This window comes from Hymenobacter aranciens (genome assembly GCF_030580865.1).
Classification (GTDB): domain Bacteria; phylum Bacteroidota; class Bacteroidia; order Cytophagales; family Hymenobacteraceae; genus Hymenobacter; species Hymenobacter aranciens.
In genome coordinates this window covers 270,083-286,477 of the sequence record NZ_JAUQSY010000007.1, presented here as the reverse complement: position 1 = coordinate 286,477, position 16,395 = coordinate 270,083, and the positions used below count along the sequence as shown (strand labels likewise).

At 62.5% G+C, this 16,395-nt stretch carries 14 protein-coding genes and 1 tRNA gene; 3 read left to right on the top strand and 12 right to left on the bottom strand.

The annotated features are described in order from the left end of the window. Positions 1-116: 116 nt before the first annotated feature. Positions 117-1,010: an acetyl-CoA carboxylase, carboxyltransferase subunit beta gene (gene accD / locus Q5H93_RS12515; RefSeq protein ID WP_305006871.1), complete on the bottom strand. Its 894-nt coding sequence runs from the start codon at positions 1,008-1,010 to the stop codon at positions 117-119. A 273-nt stretch (positions 1,011-1,283) separates the two neighbouring features. Between accD and Q5H93_RS12510 the strand changes: the two genes are divergently transcribed. After that, a complete protein-coding gene (locus tag Q5H93_RS12510) occupies positions 1,284-2,315 on the top strand; it encodes an OmpA family protein (protein ID WP_305006870.1) in 1,032 nt (343 codons plus the stop codon). A gap of 100 nt (positions 2,316-2,415) precedes the next feature. Here the strand turns inward: Q5H93_RS12510 and Q5H93_RS12505 are convergent, their stop codons facing one another. The 5 genes from Q5H93_RS12505 to Q5H93_RS12485 form a co-directional block, all read right to left on the bottom strand. Next, positions 2,416-3,045: a hypothetical protein gene (locus tag Q5H93_RS12505; RefSeq protein WP_305006869.1), complete on the bottom strand. Its 630-nt coding sequence runs from the start codon at positions 3,043-3,045 to the stop codon at positions 2,416-2,418. Beyond that, complete coding sequence (locus Q5H93_RS12500; RefSeq protein WP_305006868.1) at positions 3,045-3,878, bottom strand: metallophosphoesterase family protein; 834 nt, start codon at positions 3,876-3,878, stop codon at positions 3,045-3,047. The genes Q5H93_RS12505 and Q5H93_RS12500 overlap by 1 nt, the downstream gene beginning before the upstream one ends. 221 nt (positions 3,879-4,099) lie before the next feature. Beyond that, positions 4,100-4,801 carry an SGNH/GDSL hydrolase family protein gene (locus Q5H93_RS12495; RefSeq protein ID WP_369811013.1) on the bottom strand — a complete coding sequence of 234 codons (702 nt, stop codon included), beginning with the start codon at positions 4,799-4,801 and terminating at the stop codon, positions 4,100-4,102. A 72-nt stretch (positions 4,802-4,873) separates the two neighbouring features. Beyond that, a complete protein-coding gene (locus tag Q5H93_RS12490; RefSeq protein ID WP_305006867.1) occupies positions 4,874-5,719 on the bottom strand; it encodes a maleylpyruvate isomerase N-terminal domain-containing protein in 846 nt (281 codons plus the stop codon). A 116-nt stretch (positions 5,720-5,835) separates the two neighbouring features. Continuing rightward, the gene (locus tag Q5H93_RS12485; protein WP_305006866.1) at positions 5,836-6,975 is read right to left on the bottom strand and encodes a cystathionine gamma-synthase; all 1,140 of its coding nucleotides are present in this window, start codon (positions 6,973-6,975) and stop codon (positions 5,836-5,838) included. Positions 6,976-7,165: 190 nt separating this feature from the next. Between Q5H93_RS12485 and Q5H93_RS12480 the strand changes: the two genes are divergently transcribed. Together Q5H93_RS12480 and Q5H93_RS12475 are read left to right on the top strand one after the other, a co-directional pair. Beyond that, positions 7,166-7,885, top strand: a complete 720-nt coding sequence (locus tag Q5H93_RS12480) for a TVP38/TMEM64 family protein (protein WP_305006865.1) — start codon at positions 7,166-7,168, stop codon at positions 7,883-7,885. Positions 7,886-7,995: 110 nt separating this feature from the next. Then, positions 7,996-8,069, top strand: a tRNA-Arg gene (locus Q5H93_RS12475). 82 nt (positions 8,070-8,151) lie between these two features. On the opposite strand, the gene Q5H93_RS12470 is transcribed toward Q5H93_RS12475, so the two are convergent. The 6 genes from Q5H93_RS12470 to Q5H93_RS12445 all read right to left on the bottom strand — a co-directional run bounded on the left by Q5H93_RS12470 (position 8,152) and on the right by Q5H93_RS12445 (position 16,392). After that, positions 8,152-8,727 (bottom strand): recombinase family protein, encoded by a 576-nt coding sequence (locus Q5H93_RS12470; RefSeq protein ID WP_305006864.1) that lies wholly within the window; start codon positions 8,725-8,727, stop codon positions 8,152-8,154. Then, entirely contained in the window at positions 8,724-8,981 is a 258-nt protein-coding gene (locus tag Q5H93_RS12465; protein WP_305006863.1) for a hypothetical protein, read from the bottom strand. Before Q5H93_RS12465 ends, Q5H93_RS12470 begins: the two co-directional genes overlap by 4 nt. Before the next feature lie 117 nt (positions 8,982-9,098). Continuing rightward, complete coding sequence (locus Q5H93_RS12460; RefSeq protein ID WP_305006862.1) at positions 9,099-12,539, bottom strand: phage tail tape measure protein; 3,441 nt, start codon at positions 12,537-12,539, stop codon at positions 9,099-9,101. A 3-nt stretch (positions 12,540-12,542) separates the two neighbouring features. Further along, entirely contained in the window at positions 12,543-12,983 is a 441-nt protein-coding gene (locus tag Q5H93_RS12455) for a hypothetical protein (protein WP_305006861.1), read from the bottom strand. Further along, positions 12,980-14,473 carry a hypothetical protein gene (locus tag Q5H93_RS12450; protein ID WP_305006860.1) on the bottom strand — a complete coding sequence of 498 codons (1,494 nt, stop codon included), beginning with the start codon at positions 14,471-14,473 and terminating at the stop codon, positions 12,980-12,982. The genes Q5H93_RS12455 and Q5H93_RS12450 overlap by 4 nt, the downstream gene beginning before the upstream one ends. Continuing rightward, the gene (locus Q5H93_RS12445; protein ID WP_305006859.1) at positions 14,470-16,392 is read right to left on the bottom strand and encodes a SprB repeat-containing protein; all 1,923 of its coding nucleotides are present in this window, start codon (positions 16,390-16,392) and stop codon (positions 14,470-14,472) included. Before Q5H93_RS12445 ends, Q5H93_RS12450 begins: the two co-directional genes overlap by 4 nt. Positions 16,393-16,395 lie beyond the last annotated feature (3 nt).

Below are 16,395 nucleotides of genomic sequence, written 5' to 3'. Positions count from 1 at the left end.
AAAAGAAAATGGTGAAGAGTAGTTGCGGTGCTTCTACGTGAAAAAGCCCGCTGTGGTAACACAACGGGCTTTTTCAAGAAGTGTGCCGAACTCTAAACGCCGACTAACTACGCTTACTAATGTGCTTTAACAGCGGCAGTTGTCGCTTCGGCAGGCACAGCATTATTTGTGCGCAGCATCCCCAGAAGGTCGGCCAGACGCTGCTTCAGCTCGCGGCGGTCCACGATAAAGTCGAGAAAGCCGTGTTCGAGCACGAATTCAGCACTTTGGAAGCCTTTGGGCAGGTCTTTACCGATGGTTTCCTTAATAACGCGCGGGCCGGCAAAGCCGATGAGGGCGCCGGGCTCGGCAATGTTGAAGTCGCCAAGCATGGCGAAGGAAGCCGTGACGCCGCCCGTCGTGGGGTCGGTCAGGAGGCTCACGTAGGGCACCCCGGCTTCAGCCAGCAGCGCGAGCTTGGCTGAGGTTTTGGCCATCTGCATCAGCGAGTAACCGGCTTCCATCATGCGGGCGCCGCCCGAGCGCGAAATCATGAGAAAGGGGGTGCGGGTCTTGCGGGCATGGTCGATGGCGCGGGCAATTTTTTCGCCCACCACCGAGCCCATCGAGCCGCCGATAAACTTGAAATCCATGGCTGCCACCACCAGCGGCTGCCCGGCGCTGAGGCCATGGGCGGTGCGCACGGCGTCCTTCAGGCCAGTGTTGCGCTCGGTGGCCTGCACGCGCTGCGGGTAGGCCTTGGTATCCACGAAGCTCAGCGGGTCGCCGGAGGTCAGGTTGGCGTCCATCTCCTCGAACTGCCCGCCATCGAACAGCATTTCAAAGTAATCGACGGCCTCGATGCGGTCGTGGTGGCCGCAGTTGCCACACACGTAGAGCAGGCGCTTGTGCTCGGCCATAGTGGCCACGGTTTTGCACTCGGGGCACTTGTACCACAGCCCATCGGGCGTTTCTTTTTTCTGCTCGGTGGGGGTGATGATACCCTTCTCCTGTCGTTTAAACCAAGCCATTGCGGGGAATTTTCTGAATTAAAAATTAGGAACCAAAAGCACCAATCGGGACAATTGTTAACTTTTGATTACATCTCCGCCGGAAGGTCAGGGAAAGCAGAAAAGAAGTAAAATCGGGGGCGGAGGGCCGACAAAGATAGGCCGAAAATTGCTTGGCTGGCAGTGGGGCAGTTGCATAGGGGCGCCATTGGGCAGTACCTTGCCAAGCCAAAGCGCCCCGGCCGACGACTTTCAAACCGGCCGGTGGCAGCGGTTTTATTTTTAGTGCTTTTCGTGAAAAATCCTTCTCTTGCCCTGCTGGGTCTGTCGCTGACCCTGCTGGCTTCCTCCCCTGCCCTCACCAGCTGCGTGACGGCCAAAAAATACGACGACCTGCGCGCCCGTCAGGCCGCTGACGAACAAGGCAAAGCCGACGCCGAAAAACAATACCGCACCGCTACGGCCGAGCTTAAGAAGACCAGCGACGAGTTGGCCCAGCTCCGGCTCGACCGTAAGCGCCTCGTGAACGACTCGGCCGAAACCGGCAACGCTTACCGCAAAACCAAGACGCTCTACCACGAGCTGAGCGATAGCTACGATAAACTTCTCAAAAACAGCGACCGGGAGCTGGCTAATAAATCGGCCGACTACAATAAGGTAGCCAAAGACCTGGCCCGCCGCGAGGCCGAGCTGGGTGAGCTGGAGACCACCCTCAAGAAAGCCAAAACCGACAACGACCGCCTCGCCGCCGACTTGGCCGTGCGCGAAACCCGCCTGACGGAACTCACCCAAGCCCTGGCCGACAAGGACAAAGCCGTGAACGACCTCAAGGCCCGCGTGAGCAAGGCCCTACTCAGCTTCAACAGCAGCGACCTGCAGGTGAAGCTGAAAGATGGCAAAGTGTACGTGTCGTTGTCAGAGCAATTGCTCTTTAAATCAGGCTCTACCAAAGTGGACCCGAAAGGCCAGGAGGCCCTGAAAAAGCTGGCCACCGTGCTACAGGAGCAGAAAGACGTGAACGTGGTGGTGGAAGGCCACACCGACAACGTGCCCATCCGCACCGGTTCGGTCGGCATCACCGACAACTGGGACCTCAGCGCCCTGCGGGCCACCGAAATTGCCCGCCTGCTCACCACCAACGGTGTGACACCGGAGCGCGTAACCGCTTCGGGACGTTCGCAATACGTACCCATTGCCACCAACGACACCCCGGCCAACAAGGCCATGAACCGCCGCACGGAAATTATTCTGACGCCGAAGCTGGACGAGCTATTTCAGATTCTGGACAGCAATTCTTCGACGGTGCCGGCAGGAGCTGGCAAGTAGCTATCTGTCATGCTAAACGCAGTGACGCCGCTGCTCACGCCAGAACCGTTCGTTCCAGCGTGAGCAGCGGCGTCACTGCGTTCAGCATGAGAGTTCCGGTTTAAAAATCAACCTTCACTCCCAGCGCCAGCGTCAGAATGTCGCCGATACTCAGCGCCTTCGTATTCTGCACGTAGCTGATGATATACAAATCATTGCTTCCCAGCTCATAATACGCCGAAATTTTGCGCGGCTGACCGGTAGCCTTGATGGGTGGGCCCAAGAAGGTGAGGCGGCTGCCCAGCAGCGGACCGTAGCGGGTGTCGGTCGAAAACCAATAATAATCAGCTGAGTATTGGCCTGGCAGCTCGTCGTTGATGGTACCGTGAGTATAGCTGAAATACAGGCCTGCCGTGAGAGGCAGCAGCTCAATTTTCTCCGAAATTGGCACGCGCCAGGGAGAGTACATAGCCTTGGCTGAGGCCAGGCTTAGTGTGGAGCCGCCGTAATACTTAGGCACGTAGCCGACCAGAATGTCCAGCTCCAGGGATTTCTTTTTATCGAGGTCGTAGCCGGCGCCCCCGGCTACCATACCCAGGCCACCACCAGTTTGGAGCTGCAGGTGAGTGGGGCGGTACCACTTGTGCGGGTTGTCGGCGCGCAGGCCGAGGCCGGAGGTGGGCGGCGTGGCTGCTTGCGCCGCTAGGCTGGCAAATGCGGCCAGCAACAGGAGTAGAATCAGCTTTTTCATTAGAAGGCCACCCGTTTGATGCGGAATTGTTTGTCACCCCACACCGTCATCACGGCGTAGCTGCGCTCCGAGAAAGCGTCGGAGTTGACGTAGGTCACGCCATCATTGTAGAGCTGGCCGATGCGCCAGGAGTGGTTGTGGCCGTTCATGGCCGCCACCAGATTGGGGGTACGGGCCAGGGCCTGCGCAAAAGGTGCCTGCAGGTTCGGGTCGAAATCGCTGTTATCCGGCGGCACATGCATCATCACCATCTGGCGGCGGGCACCCTCGGGGTTAGCGAGTTGGGCATTGAGCCAGCCCATGTCGGGAATCTTGCCGTCGAAGTTGTACTCGCGGCTGTTGGTGTCGATGAGGATAAACTTCGTATCGCCGTACACGAAGGAATAATCGAGTGCGCCGTAGATGTGCTCGAAGGTGGGACGGCCGTTGCCGTTGAGGTCGTGGTTGCCCACCACGGTGAGGTAGGGCACGTTGAGCTTGCGCAACTGCTCATCCACCCACTTCATTTCGCGGGCCAGGCTGAAATCGGATATGTCACCGGCTACAAGCACGAACTGGATGTTTTTTTCCCGCTCATTGATGGTTTTCACCATGTCTTCGGCTTGGTCGTAGAAGCGTTGCGAGTCGCCGGTAAAGACGAAGCGGAGCGTGTCGCCGGCGGGCAGGGGCTTGGCCAGCAGGCGGGTCAGATTCTTCTGGTTGAGGTCGGTAAATTCGTCGGGGACGCGGTGGTCGTTGGGGCTGAACTCGATGATGTTGCAGCCTGCCGTAGCCAGCAGCGCCGCGCACCACCCCAGCCGTAGCCCGGCCCGGAGGGTATTCTTGAGGAACATATAAAGGGAAGTTTCTGGGCCTTGCCGGCTTACCCGGGAAGACGTGAATCGGTCCTTAATACTGTTTCACCGGCTTTTCTGTTAACGCTAATGGCTGAAATCGGCGGATACTCCGGCCTTTGTTTCCATTGTTGCTCAATCTCAGCTATTGATTTAGAACACCATTGCCAGGCTGACGAACACCGGACATTTTTTTGAGTTTCCGCCTGAAATTCCGTCGGCTAGGGCGTTTGCAGCCGCGTTTGCGCTACCGGCAATACCCGCTGGGCCCACTGCTCCATCTGGTGGCCCGAGTAGTGCAATCCGTCGCTGGCAAACTGCCTGGCATCGCCACTGGCGGCGCGGCTCAGGCTGGTAATATCTACGTAGGCCACGCCCGCCAGCTGACACTCCTGCTGCGCCACGGCATTGAAGGCATCTATTTCACTACCAATGCGGGCGCGGTCCTGCCCTTGCGCAAACGGCGCCTGCCCCCAATCGGGAATCGACAGCACGACCACCCGCCCGGCCCGGCCGCCTGCGAAGCGCACCGCCGTGCGCAGCAGTTCTCGAAACTCAGTGTGGTACTTGCCCAGGCCCTGCCCACGGTACTGGTTGTTCACCCCAATCAGCAGCGACACCAGCCCGTAAGTCTTACGATTGTCTGAGTTGTCGATAGCCGATTGCAGCTCGGCAGTAGTCCAGCCGGTGCGGGCAATGATGTCGGGCGCGGCCAGCGGTACGGGCTGAGTTTGCGACAGCCGGGCCAGTTGCACGGGCCAACGCTCGGCGGGCGGCACGCCCTCACCGATGGTATAGGAGTCGCCCAGCGCCAGAAAAGGCATGCCGGCGTTGGGGGTATTAACCGGTGCGGGAGCCGCATGGTCTTTCATGCAACCCATGCCGAGGGTCGTCAGCAATATCCCAATCAAAAGAGTACGCATAGCAGCAGCCGCTGGAAAGTGGAGGCTGCTAACCTACGCCGCCGGGCCGGCATTGGGTTTGCGGCGCAGGTGTCAGGCCATTACTGCTACCATGCGGAGCGCGGCCAGTGCCAATTCCCGGTCGCCGTGCAATACACTTTCTGCCTCGGCAGTGGCGGGGTCGATGCCTTTGGTAAATAAGCGCCAGGCGGTTTCGGGCATCAGCACGACTTCTGCGGCCAGCACGGCATCAGGGGCCACATTTTGAAGCCGCCAGCCAGCCTCACCCTTTACCAACTGCCAGCTACCGCCGCTGGCCGTCGTCACGCGCACCTGCACCACCGTGCCCACCGGCGCCGCCACCTGCCGGTAGGCATGCGGCAGCCCGCGCATGAAGGTTTCGATAAATGGCCGGAACAATTCCGGCGTCAGCAGCTCGGCCGTCTGGCCCACCGTTTCCCTGATTTGCTGCTGGTGGTGCCACTTCTCGGTGTATTCGCGGGCAATGTGGAACCAGTTGACCGACTCGCTTTCCCCCGCCCAGGCCACGGCAAAAGCGGCTGGTGCCTGCGGGTCGAGTGTAGCCAGAAATTCAGCGTATTCGCGGCCCGATTGAATTAGCAACTCAATCAGCACCACTGGGCTAAGACGGCGCATGGCCGTCACCCACTCGGCATTCAGGCGGTTGAGGAAGGCCAGCAGGTCGTCGTAGGAGTTGATTGCGCCCGACGCCTCGCCGAAGTAGCCATCGCGCAGCATCGAGAGCGTGCGCAGGTTGCCGTCGAGCAGATGGGCAGCGATGTCCTTTACCGTCCAGCGGCGGGCCAGCGTGAGGCGCTGCCAGTCGGCGGGCGTCAGGCTTTGCAGCAGCGTGATGAGCTTCCGGTCGAGAACCGGGAAGAGCGGCAGGACATCAATAGCCGGCAGGGCATGGGGCATGGCATAGAAATAAAATAGAACGTGTCAGGCCGAACGCCGTGAAGCATCTCTACCACGCATGTAAATAAATTACTGCTGCGGCAGAGATGCTTCACGGCGTTCGGCCTGACACGTTCTTAGCCAATAGCCTGCGCCAAGTCCTCAATCAAATCCTCGGCATCCTCGATGCCCACGCTCAGGCGGATAAGTGAGTCGCTGAGGCCAGCCTTGCGGCGCTCCTCGGCCGGGATGCTGGCGTGCGTCATCGTCGCGGGGTGGCCGCTCAGGCTTTCGACGCCGCCGAGGCTTTCGGCCAGCGAGAAGAGCTGGAATTTTTCGAGCACCGCAATGGCCTCTTCCTTCTTATCACCCTTGAGCACAAAGGAAATCATGCCGCCAAAGTCGCGCATCTGGCGGGCTGCCACTGCGTGGTTGGGATGGTTTTCGAAGCCGGGCCAGTACACCTTTTCTACCTTAGGGTGCTGGCGCAGGTATTCGGCCACGGCGCGGCCGTTTTCGCAGTGCCGCTGCATGCGCAGGTGCAGGGTTTTGAGGCCGCGCAGCACCAGAAAGCAGTCTTGGGGGCCGGGCGTGCCGCCGCAGGCATTCTGGTAGAAGCTCAGCCGCTCAGCCAGCTTATCATCGTTGAGCACCAGCGCGCCCATCACCACGTCGGAGTGCCCGCCCATGTACTTGGTGAGCGAGTAGGTCACGATGTCGGCGCCCAGCTCCAGTGGCGTTTGCAGGTAGGGCGTCGAGAAGGTATTATCGACGGCCAGCAGGGCGCCGCACTCTTTCGCCACGGCCGCCGCGGCCTCAATATCAATGATATTCAGCAGCGGATTAGTCGGTGTTTCGACCCAGATGAGGCGGGTGCGCTCGGTTACTTTGGCGCGCACGGCGGCCATGTCGTGCATCGGCACGAAGTGGAATTTGATACCCAGCGGCTCGTACACTTTCGTGAACAGGCGGTAGCTGCCACCGTAGAGGTCATTGGTCGAAATCACCTCGTCGCCGGGCTGCAGCAGCTTGATAACGCAGTCGATAGCCGCCATGCCCGAGGCGAAGCAGATGCCGTGCCGGCCGTTGTCGAGGGCGGCCAAGGCGTCCTGCAGCTGGGTGCGGGTGGGGTTGTGGGTGCGCGAGTACTCAAAGCCCTTATGGTCGCCGGGCGAGCGCTGCACGTAAGTCGAAGTCTGATAGATAGGCGTCATAATGGCCCCGGTGGCGGGGTCGGGATGCACGCCGGCGTGAATAGCCTTGGTTGCGAATTTCATGGGGGTGGGAAATGGAAAAGCGGGGCGAAGATGGAAGTATGCCCGCAAAGTTCGCGGTTTCGCGGCATTGGTGGCGGTATCTTCGCTGCCTGCCTAATCAGGCACTTCTATCCTTTTCAGGTTTTGGCAACTCCAGCGGCTGAGTTGCGTCTGTGCTAGCAGTTGGCCAACTGTCGGCCGTAGTCCCTCTATGAATTTTCTGCGCGAGCTTTTTCAGAAGAATTTCTCCACGCTGCTCACCATGTTTCTGCTGGTGGCCGTGCCGCTGCTGGGTTCGTCGTCGCTGTTGCTGGTGCTGAATAATTACCAGGAGCTGCTGCAACAACTGAGCCCGGCCCAGATGCTGCTGTACTTCCTGGTGATTGCATTCACCATGGCGTTTGCCCTCACCCCTACCACCGTCGTGGCCATCGTGACGGGTTACTACCTGGGCTGGAGTGGCCTGCCGGGCATGGTGGTGGCCTATGCCCTGGCCGCCGCCATCGGCTACGAGCTGGCCTGCCGCCTCGACCACGGCAAGCTCCGCCACTTCCTGCACCTCTTCCCCAAAGCGGGTGCCGTAGTTGATGAATTACAGCATCAAAGCTGGCAGCTCATCATCCTTACACGCCTGTCGCCGGTGTTGCCCTTTGCCCTCATGACCTTCGTGCTGGCGATGGTAGGTGTGCCCCGTCGCCAGTTCCTGCTGGCATCGGTGCTGGGCATGCTCCCACGCAGTCTATTCTTTTTCTGGCTGGGTACCAAGGCCCAGGACGTGCTGGCCCTGCTCCGCGACCCCGACGGCGGCACCCTCAGCAAGCTGGTGCTGCTGGCCCTGATAGCCGCCTCCGTCGGCGGCCTCTACGTTCTTTTCAACCGCGCCCTGCAACGGGCACTGAGTCGTAATGCCACGCCAAAAAATGGGGCTTGATTTTGAATTGCTTGCGGTTTCAGACACAAAATCCAGGCAAAAAATTTGCGCATCCGCTTGCGCTTTCAAAAAAAAACTTCTTACCTTTGCACTCCCAACACGGGAAAAACGGTTGCATAGCTCAATTGGATAGAGCATCTGACTACGAATCAGAAGGTTTGGGGTTCGACTCCCTATGTGACCACAAAAAAGGCCCTCAGCGCACTGCTGAGGGCCTTTTTGCTTTTTATGTGGCAATTTCTGTGGCAGTTTTTGCCGGAGTTTCCTTATTTCGGATTCAAATACTTGTGCATCGTCGCCACCGGCACGCCAGTCGCCACCTGAATTTTCTTAAAGCTCAGCCCCTCCTCGCGCAGCCGGCGTAGTTCAGCCACCTTCGCCGCGTCGAGCGTGGGCCGCCCCGGCTTCTTGCTGCTGCGGGCCTGCCCGGCCTTGATGCGCTCGGAGAAGCGCACGCGCTCCTGCTTGGCAATGGCAGCCAGGATAGCCACGATGGCATCCTTGAACACGCCGGTGCTGTCGAGGTATTGCTCGGTGAAGGACTTGAACTGCACCCCGGCCGCGCCCAGGCGCTGCAAGTGGTTCAGGGTTTCGGTCACGCCCTCGCGGCTGAAGCGGTCGAGGCTCCAGAACAGCACCACGTCGAAGCGCCGCTGGTGGGCATCGAGAAACAACTGCTGGAACGCGGGGCGCTCGGCGGTGCCGCCGCTTTCCTGGTCGCAGTACTCCTGATAAACGGTGTAACCCAGCCGCTCGGCGAAGGCGCGCAGCTCGTGGAGCTGGTTGTCGTTGGTCTGGCCCTTGTCACGGGTGCTGACGCGGGCGTAGAGGGCAGCGGTCATTTAGCGTCTAAGTCTTCGGCGGCTTCCAACATTAGATGCAAAAAATAACGGCAGCGGTCTTCTGCATCCATATTCTCAAAATGTGGATTCGATTCAGCTTTATCCAGCAAGCTTTGAGGCAACAAGTATTTTGCCTCTTTTCCTGAAGTGTGAGCCTCTGTAATCTTTATTACAGGTCCGCTTACCCCGGTTTCTTGACCGACCTCAAGCTCGAATGTGAGGGGCCTATTGGTTAAAGACATAAAGAAGGACATACAAAGTCGGTTTAGTGATTCCCAAAACTACTGTTTTCCGAACAATAATCTGACCCACGAAAAAGGCCCCAAAAACGCAGGTTTTCGGGGCCTTTTTTCAGAGGGTTTTTCGAACGCTTATTTCTGGCCTTGCACGCCGGTGTTCGTCATCACCTGCTTCAGCTTCTTCTGCGCCCGGTCGAGCTTGATGAGGTCGAGTCCCACGTCGAGCCGCTCGGGCCACTGCTCTACCTGGCGCAGGCGCTGGTCGAGCGACTCCAGTACCTGCACCAGGCGCTGGTCGCCGGCGGCCTGGTCGGGCCGGGGCAGCTCGTCGCCGGCGACGGCCGGCCGGCGGCCCTCCGACGTGGGGCCGCCCTCGTAGAAGCCGCGCTGCCGGCGGGCCTCGAGCCAGTTCTCCACCTGCATCACCTGGGGGTCGGCGCGCATCCATTCGGGAATGACGTACTCGTTTTTGTGTACGACGCCGGCCACCTCGTAGCCCTGGGCGTCGGTGAGCTGGCCGCCGGTGCCGATGCGCATGCCGGTGGCCGCGCTGAACACGTCGAGCAGGCCGCCCATCTTCGGCCGCTGCACCACCATGCCGTCGCCGGTGGCGCCGCCCTCCCGGAAGCCGGCCACTTTCGAGATGGCCATGCCGCTGCGGATGACGGCCAGCCCGCTCATGCCGATGCCGTAGATGGGGCCGGCAATCGGCCCCATGCCGGCGGCCGTGGCCCAATACTGCTGGATTTCATCGACCAGCGACATGCCAATGTTGGCGATGGCCAGCGCCTTGCGCGCCACCTGGAACGTCTTATACAGCACCGTCTGCTTGCCGATGCTCTCCTCCAGGAACTTGACGTTGTCGTTGTTCATGAACTTGTCCGTCTCCACGAGCTTGCCCTTGAACTTAGCCAGGTCGTCCTCCGTTTTCTTGGCTTTCGTGGTGTGGTCGGCCTGGGCTTTGAGCTTCTCGGCCAGCAGCTTCTTGTACTCGGCCGACTCCTCGCCGTTTTTCTCCTTCGTGTAGGCCAGCTCTCGCTCCCGCGCGGCCATTTTCGCCTGGAAGATGGCCTCGTCGTAACTCTGCTGGGTGACGAGGCCATTGTTCAGCTGCAGCTCCGCGTGGGCCAGCTCCTCCAGCATATCGGCATCGCGCTGGGCGGTTTTCTCCTCCCGCTTCGCCAGCTCCTCCTCGCTGGCCCGGGCGGCGTACTCGGCCGCCTGCGTGCGCAGCAGCTCCAGTTGGGCCAGGTCGACCTCCAGCTGGGCCTCGTTGCGTTTGATTTTCTCGTCGAGCGCCTGTTCGGCGTCCTTCTGGTCCTGGTCGGCAAACCTGGCGGCCAGCTCCCGCAGCTGCAGGTCGCGCGCCTCCACGATGGCGCGCACCCGGGCGGCGTAGTCGACCTCCTTGCCGGTGAGTTTGTCGATGTGGGCCGTGGCCTGGTCGAGGATTTTCTTTTCCTGCTGCTGCCGGCGCAGGGCCTCGTCGGTATAAGCCACTGTATCCAATGAGTCGCGCAGGGCATTGCGGCCCTCCAGCACCTGACCCTCGTCCTTTACCCATTGCTTCAGGTCGTTGAGGCGCTCCTGGGCGGCTTTCAGCGCTTCGGCCTTGCGCTCCCGCTCGGCCTTGTCGCGGGCGGTCTTGGCGGCCTTCTCGGCTTTGGCCCGGTCGGCATCGGTCAGCCCGTCGCCGTCCTGGTCGCGTTTGTCTGGCTGCTCCTTCTTCTCGCTGCTGCCATCAGCGGCGTCGGCCTTCGCTTTCGCCACCAGCGCCTGGTCGAAGGCCGTCGAAAAGGCGTCGCCGGCCTTTTTGCCCAGGTCGCCCATCTCGGTGGCTGCCGCCCCGAATTCACGGTTCTTTACCAGGCTCCAGGCCCGGCCGATGGTGCCGAAGCTGCTCTCGGCAGCGGCCGAAAAGCCCGCGAAGTAGGCTGGTGCTTTGGTGAGCAGCTCGTACATATCACGGATAGGGGCCGTCAGGGCCACGAGCACGCCCCGCGCGAAGTCGGACTTCTCGGCCCACGCCACGGTGGCCTTGGTGATGTCGGCCAACAGCCCCCAGAACAGCCGCGTGGGCGTCATGAGCCAGTGAATGACGTCGCCCAGGGCCTGCGCGACGCCTTTGGCCGTGAGGCCCTTCTCGCTGACCCAGCCCATCGACTTGCCCAGTTCCAGAAAAGAGTTCCAGATTTCCTTCACCGGCTGCACCAGCTCGTCGAAGGTGGCGGCCAGCGAGGCCAGCAGGGTATAGAGCATCGTCATGCCCTGGTTGGCCAGCGTATCCATTGCCGTGCCGCTGCCCTCCAGTTGCTTGGTCAGGTCGTTCTGGGCTTCGGCCAGTTCGGTCTGCGAAGCCAGCAGCCGCTCCTGGCGCTGGGTGTAGACGTTGGTTTTGTCGACCATCTCGTCCACGCCCTTGCCCACATTTTTCAGCGACTGCAGGTAGGCCAGCCCGGCATCTTCGCCCGGCCCGCCAAACACGTCGGCAATCACGGTTTGCAGTTGGTTGGCCGGGATTTTGGTCTCGTCCATCTCCTTACTCACCCGCTGCAGGGCCTCCTGCACCGTCATGCTCCCGTTTTTGATGCCCCCGAAGATTTCATTGGTAAACTCAGAGCCGAAGGCCGCCTGCATGGCGTCGGTGGTCGACTTGGTCTGCTCCCGGATGCGCAGCCCGAACTCCTTGACCACGTCGGCGCCCTTGTCGTCGAAAATCCCGCCCAGCGAGGCGTTGGCAATGTGGCCGATGAACTGGTCGGCCTCGTAGCCGGCGGCCTTGAATTGCGGCGCGTACTCCTTCATCTGGTCGAGGAAGTCGCCGCCGGCATCGGCCCCGGCCAGGAAGCCCTGCTGAATCAGGCGCATGGCCTCCTGCTGGCTGACGCCCATCTGCTTGCTGAGCGTGTTGCTGGCCGCCAGCACCTCGTTGTACTCCTTGCCGAAGGTGCGCGACGTGGCCAGCACGGCGGTGGTCAGGCCGTCCAGGTCGGCGCCGGCGGCGCCAGTCATGGTGTTGATGGAGCTGCGCAGGGTCTCGACCTCTTTCGTGGTGGCCATGATTTCCTGGCCCAGCTCCATCACGCCCTCCAGCACGGCTTCGGCCCCGACCGTGACGCCGGCGAAGGCCAGGGCCTGGGTGAAGACGTTGCTTTCCTCCTGGGCTTGGCCCATTTCCTTCTTTACCCCCTCGATACGCTCCTGCAGGGCCTGGTAGTCATCGAGCATTTTCTTCCGGCCGGGGTCGTCGGCCGAGAGGTCTTTGAGCTGGGCCTCCAGAATCTTGGCCGCCTTCTCCATCTCGTTGAACGAGGCGCTCACCTTCTGGCCGTTGAGCACCACCTCGGCATAGGTGTGGCTCATGTCTTTCAGCTCCGCGCGGGCGGCGCCCACGCGGGTGCTCAGCTCCTGAAAATCCTGCTTGAGCTGCTCCCGGCGTGGGTCGTCCTGAGCCATCTTGGCCAACTGATTATTCATCAGCGCCACGCCGGCGGCCATGTCTTTGATGGAAGCATTGGCCTCCTGGGCTTTGAGGACTATCTCAACCTCCCGTTGTTCTTTTTCGGTGGCCATGCGTTAGAAGTTAATGAGCACCTCGCCCGGCAGGGAGTCAGTGGCTCGGGTGACGTATAATTGCCCATAGAGGCTGAGCATGAGTTCGGAGAGACGCTTGGTCTGAAAGGCCACCTCCTTCGAATACCAGACCCGGGGCTTGCGTTTTTGCCGGCGGAGCTTGCCGCGCGAATTGCGCAGGCGGTTGTAGCCATCGTCGCCTTTGGTGACGCCCTTGCCGTGGCCCCGGCCGACGCCCATGTCGACAAACTTGCCATACAGGGCATAGCTCAGGCGCAGCTTCAGCGGGTCGCCTTCGGCCCCGCCCACGACTTCCTTTTTAAAGGAGGCCAGCAGCGTGCCGGTGTTCTGAATGTTGAGCGCCTTCATGTTGGCCACGAAGCGCTCCACGGTGATGTCGAGCCAGGCCGTGGCCAGCTCGCGCGGGGTGGACGTGGTGGTCATAAACGGCAGTAGCGATAAGTGAATTGGGCGGTTTCGAGGGGTTTACCGGTGGTGCTCAGGCTGAGCGACACCTTTTCCCAGAGGTATTTCTTGCCATTGACCATGTCCTTGCGGGTGGGGTCGAGGGTGAGCAGGTCGGCCACGCGCAGCTGCGCGGTGCATTCGCGGGTGGTGGCGCGGTCGAGGAAGTCCAGCCAGGCCTGGTGCCAGGTGGCGTAGAGGCCCTGCGGCCCGGCCCAGCGCAGGCTGCTGCTGCCCACCGGGAAGCCGTCGCCGTTCTCGCGGCCCCAGGTGGCCAGCGGGTAGAGCTGGCCCTGCTTGTCGGGTTGCAGGCCCCGGTCGAGCAGCAGGAACAAGCCCGCGCTGGCGTCGTCGCCGGTTTCGTAAGCCAGGCTGGCGCCCTTCGCCTCGACGCACGGCACGAACCACTCCCGGGTGGGGTAAATGGGGTCGGCGGTGTGCTGCACGTGCAGCGTGCCGACGTCGACGCTCAGCTCCTGCTGGCCCTCGCCCACGCGGAGGGTGGCCCACTCGGTGCCGAGCGACTGGTCCAGGTCATCGCCCGGGGTGTTCATCGTGAGCACGAAGCCCTGGGTGGTGACGGCCATGCTGCGGGCCGGCCCGCCGGTGCGCTCCTGGTACGTGGGGTCGGCCAGCACGTCGCGTAGTGCCCGGATGCGCAGCTCGCGGCGCACCGGGTGGAAGCTGTAGGCCAGGCCGAAGAACTTCTGCAGCCCGACCAGCAGCGTGGCCACGTCGATGGCGGGTACGTACTGGTTGAGAGTGAGCGTCGTCAGCAATACCCCATCGGCGTCCTCGGCCGCGCGGGTGCTGTAGATGACCAGGGCCTGCACCTCCGGCTCGTCGAGCCACTCGCCGCTCAGGGCGTAGCCCACGCTGGCCAGCACGCGGCGCAGCAGCGGCACCAGGCGCAGGAAGGGCACGATGGGCGCGTGCAGCACCGCCCCGTTACCCGGGTAGAGCGTCGGCCGGTAGGCGCCAGCCACGTAGTGGTTTACCACGCCGGTGTAGCCCGGCGCCTTTTCGGCCTCGTAGAACTGGCTGTTGACCAGGCAGGGCAGGGCGTAGTCCGGGGCATCGTGGGTGAGCACCAGCGGCACCTCGCCCAGTTCGAGCTGGCGTAGCTGGCGGCCGACGATGCGGCTCTGCAGGTCGGCCGCTTCCGCCACGAAGTTGTAGAGCAGCTGAGCACGCTCCTCGTCGTGTTCCAGGTACACCAGGCTGCCCACCCAGCGCAGGACGCCATCGATGTAAAATTCCGTGGGCTCGGGCGCCACCCGCTCGCCCTGGTCGGCGCGCAGGTGGGGGAAGTTCAGGCGCACCAGGTTATCGGGCGACAAGACCAGGGCGAAGGGGTAGGTGATGGTGCCCGGCACGGACTCCGTGTCGAAGAGCGGGTTGTTGATTTCCATCGAGATGGTGCCGGCGGCCAGGTCGAGCCAGCCGGCGGCGACTTTGAGTCCAATCATGGCAGCAGCGGGGTGGTGTAGCTCACCTGCTCGTCGCCCAGGAAGGGCGTGAACAGGCGCTCGGTGGGCAGGTAAAACTCGAACTCCAGCGTGGGCACGGCCTTGCTCTCGTCGAGCAGGGTGGCGTTTTTGGCTTTGATAAAGCCGGGCAGCCAGCGGCCCTCCCGGCTGAGCAGCAGCACGCGCCGGCTCAGCAGCAAGTCCTGGGCGGCCTCTTGCTGGGCGCGGGTGCGGAAGCTGCTGGCCACCTTCAGGATGGGGCGTAGGGTGCGCTCCTGCACCAGCGTATCACCGCGCATCGGGTCGTAGCCGGCCGGCAGCGCCAGCGCGGCCTCCTCGCCCTTCACCTCCGCCTCGAGCTGGGCCTCGCCGACGGCCGCGAAGGTGGCCATGCCACCCAGGCTGGTGGCAAAGAGGAAGTAGCGCCGGCGGGGGAAGTGCCGGCGGTCGAGCTCGTAGCGGCGCACCTCGCTCCGGGGCGTGCCATCGGGGGCCATTACGAATGCTTCCCAGGCGCGCACCGGGTTGTCGGCCCGGTCGAGACGCCCCAGGCCCAGCTGGCTGTAGCCCACGGCGCCGCAATGCACCTCGTAGGGGAGCACCTGGCTGGCACTGCCGTAGTTGCCCACGTGGGTGGTGCCATCGGCAAAGGTGACGCGCACGCGCAGCAGGATGTCGGTGGCCGGCAACTGCACCTGGTAGTAGAGAAACTCGGGCTGGTCGGGCAGCACGGACTTCACCGGCGGCTCCCAGGTGAGGAAGGGCCGCACGGTGGGCTGGTAGCGGTTCTGCCAGGTGCGGGCCTGCTGCTCATAGAAGCTCAGCCCGCCCTTGACCACGTAGCTCTGGGCGCGCACGGTGGTGCCGGCGCGCACGGCCGGCGTACCAAACCTTTCGGCATGCGCCAGGTAGAAGCGGCGGAACAATGGGTCGGCCCGCTGCAGGCCCACCTGCGTGGGCGCCGGCACGTGCCAGTCGAGCAGCACGCCGAGCAGGGCCTGCACGTCGAACACCGTGCGGCCCTGGGCGTCGGCCGGCTGCTCCAGCGACGGCCCCACCTGCTCGAAGACGCCGCTGCCGTACACGTGCTCCACCCACACCTCGCACAGAAAGGTGAGGTTGGGCTTGGTGCTCGGGTCGAGGCGATAGGCGGCGCCGGCATCGAGCTTCAGCAGGATGGGGTTGCGTGACCAGAAGAACAGGTTGCTATTCACCAGCACTTCCACCGACTTGCTACAGCCCACGGCGTCGGTAATGGTGCAGGTGTACGGCCCTTCGGCCAGGCCCGCGCGGTCGCTGGTGGTGACGCCGTCGCTCCACAGGTAGGTGTAGGGGCCGGTGCCGCCGCTCACCTGCAGGCTGACGTCGCCGCCGGTTTTGCTCACCACGACGAGGATTTCCGGATTCTGGCCCACCGTGACCAGGGCGTGGGCCACGGCCCCGCTCACGTCGCGCACGCTCAGGCGGTAGGCGCCGGCGGGCACCAGGCTGCGGTCTTTGGTGGTCGGCCCGTCGTCCCAGGCGTAGGTAAACGGGCCGGCCAGCCCGCCCACAGCCACCAGAATTTGCCCCACGCGGTTGCCGAAGCAGGGGTTGTCGACTACCTGCGTGCTGACCAGCAGCGTGGTGATGACGGTGGTGAAGCCGCCCAGCCCGTCGTGGAAGAAGCCGATGCGGTCGGCGCCGCTGGCGTAGACGAAGAATTCCTCCGTCGTCGGGCGGTTGTAGGTGAGGGGCGGCGGGTCGCCGGCCGACTGCTCCTGGGTGTAGGAGCCGCCCAACGGGCGCGGCGTGTACACCACCTGGCGGGTAACGGGGTTGAAGTACCAGGTCTCGGCCTCGTAGTAGGTGCCGTACACCTGGTCGGCCTGGCTGCCGTAGGTGCCGGTTTGCGTCCAGTAGGTTATCAGCTCAATCATCGG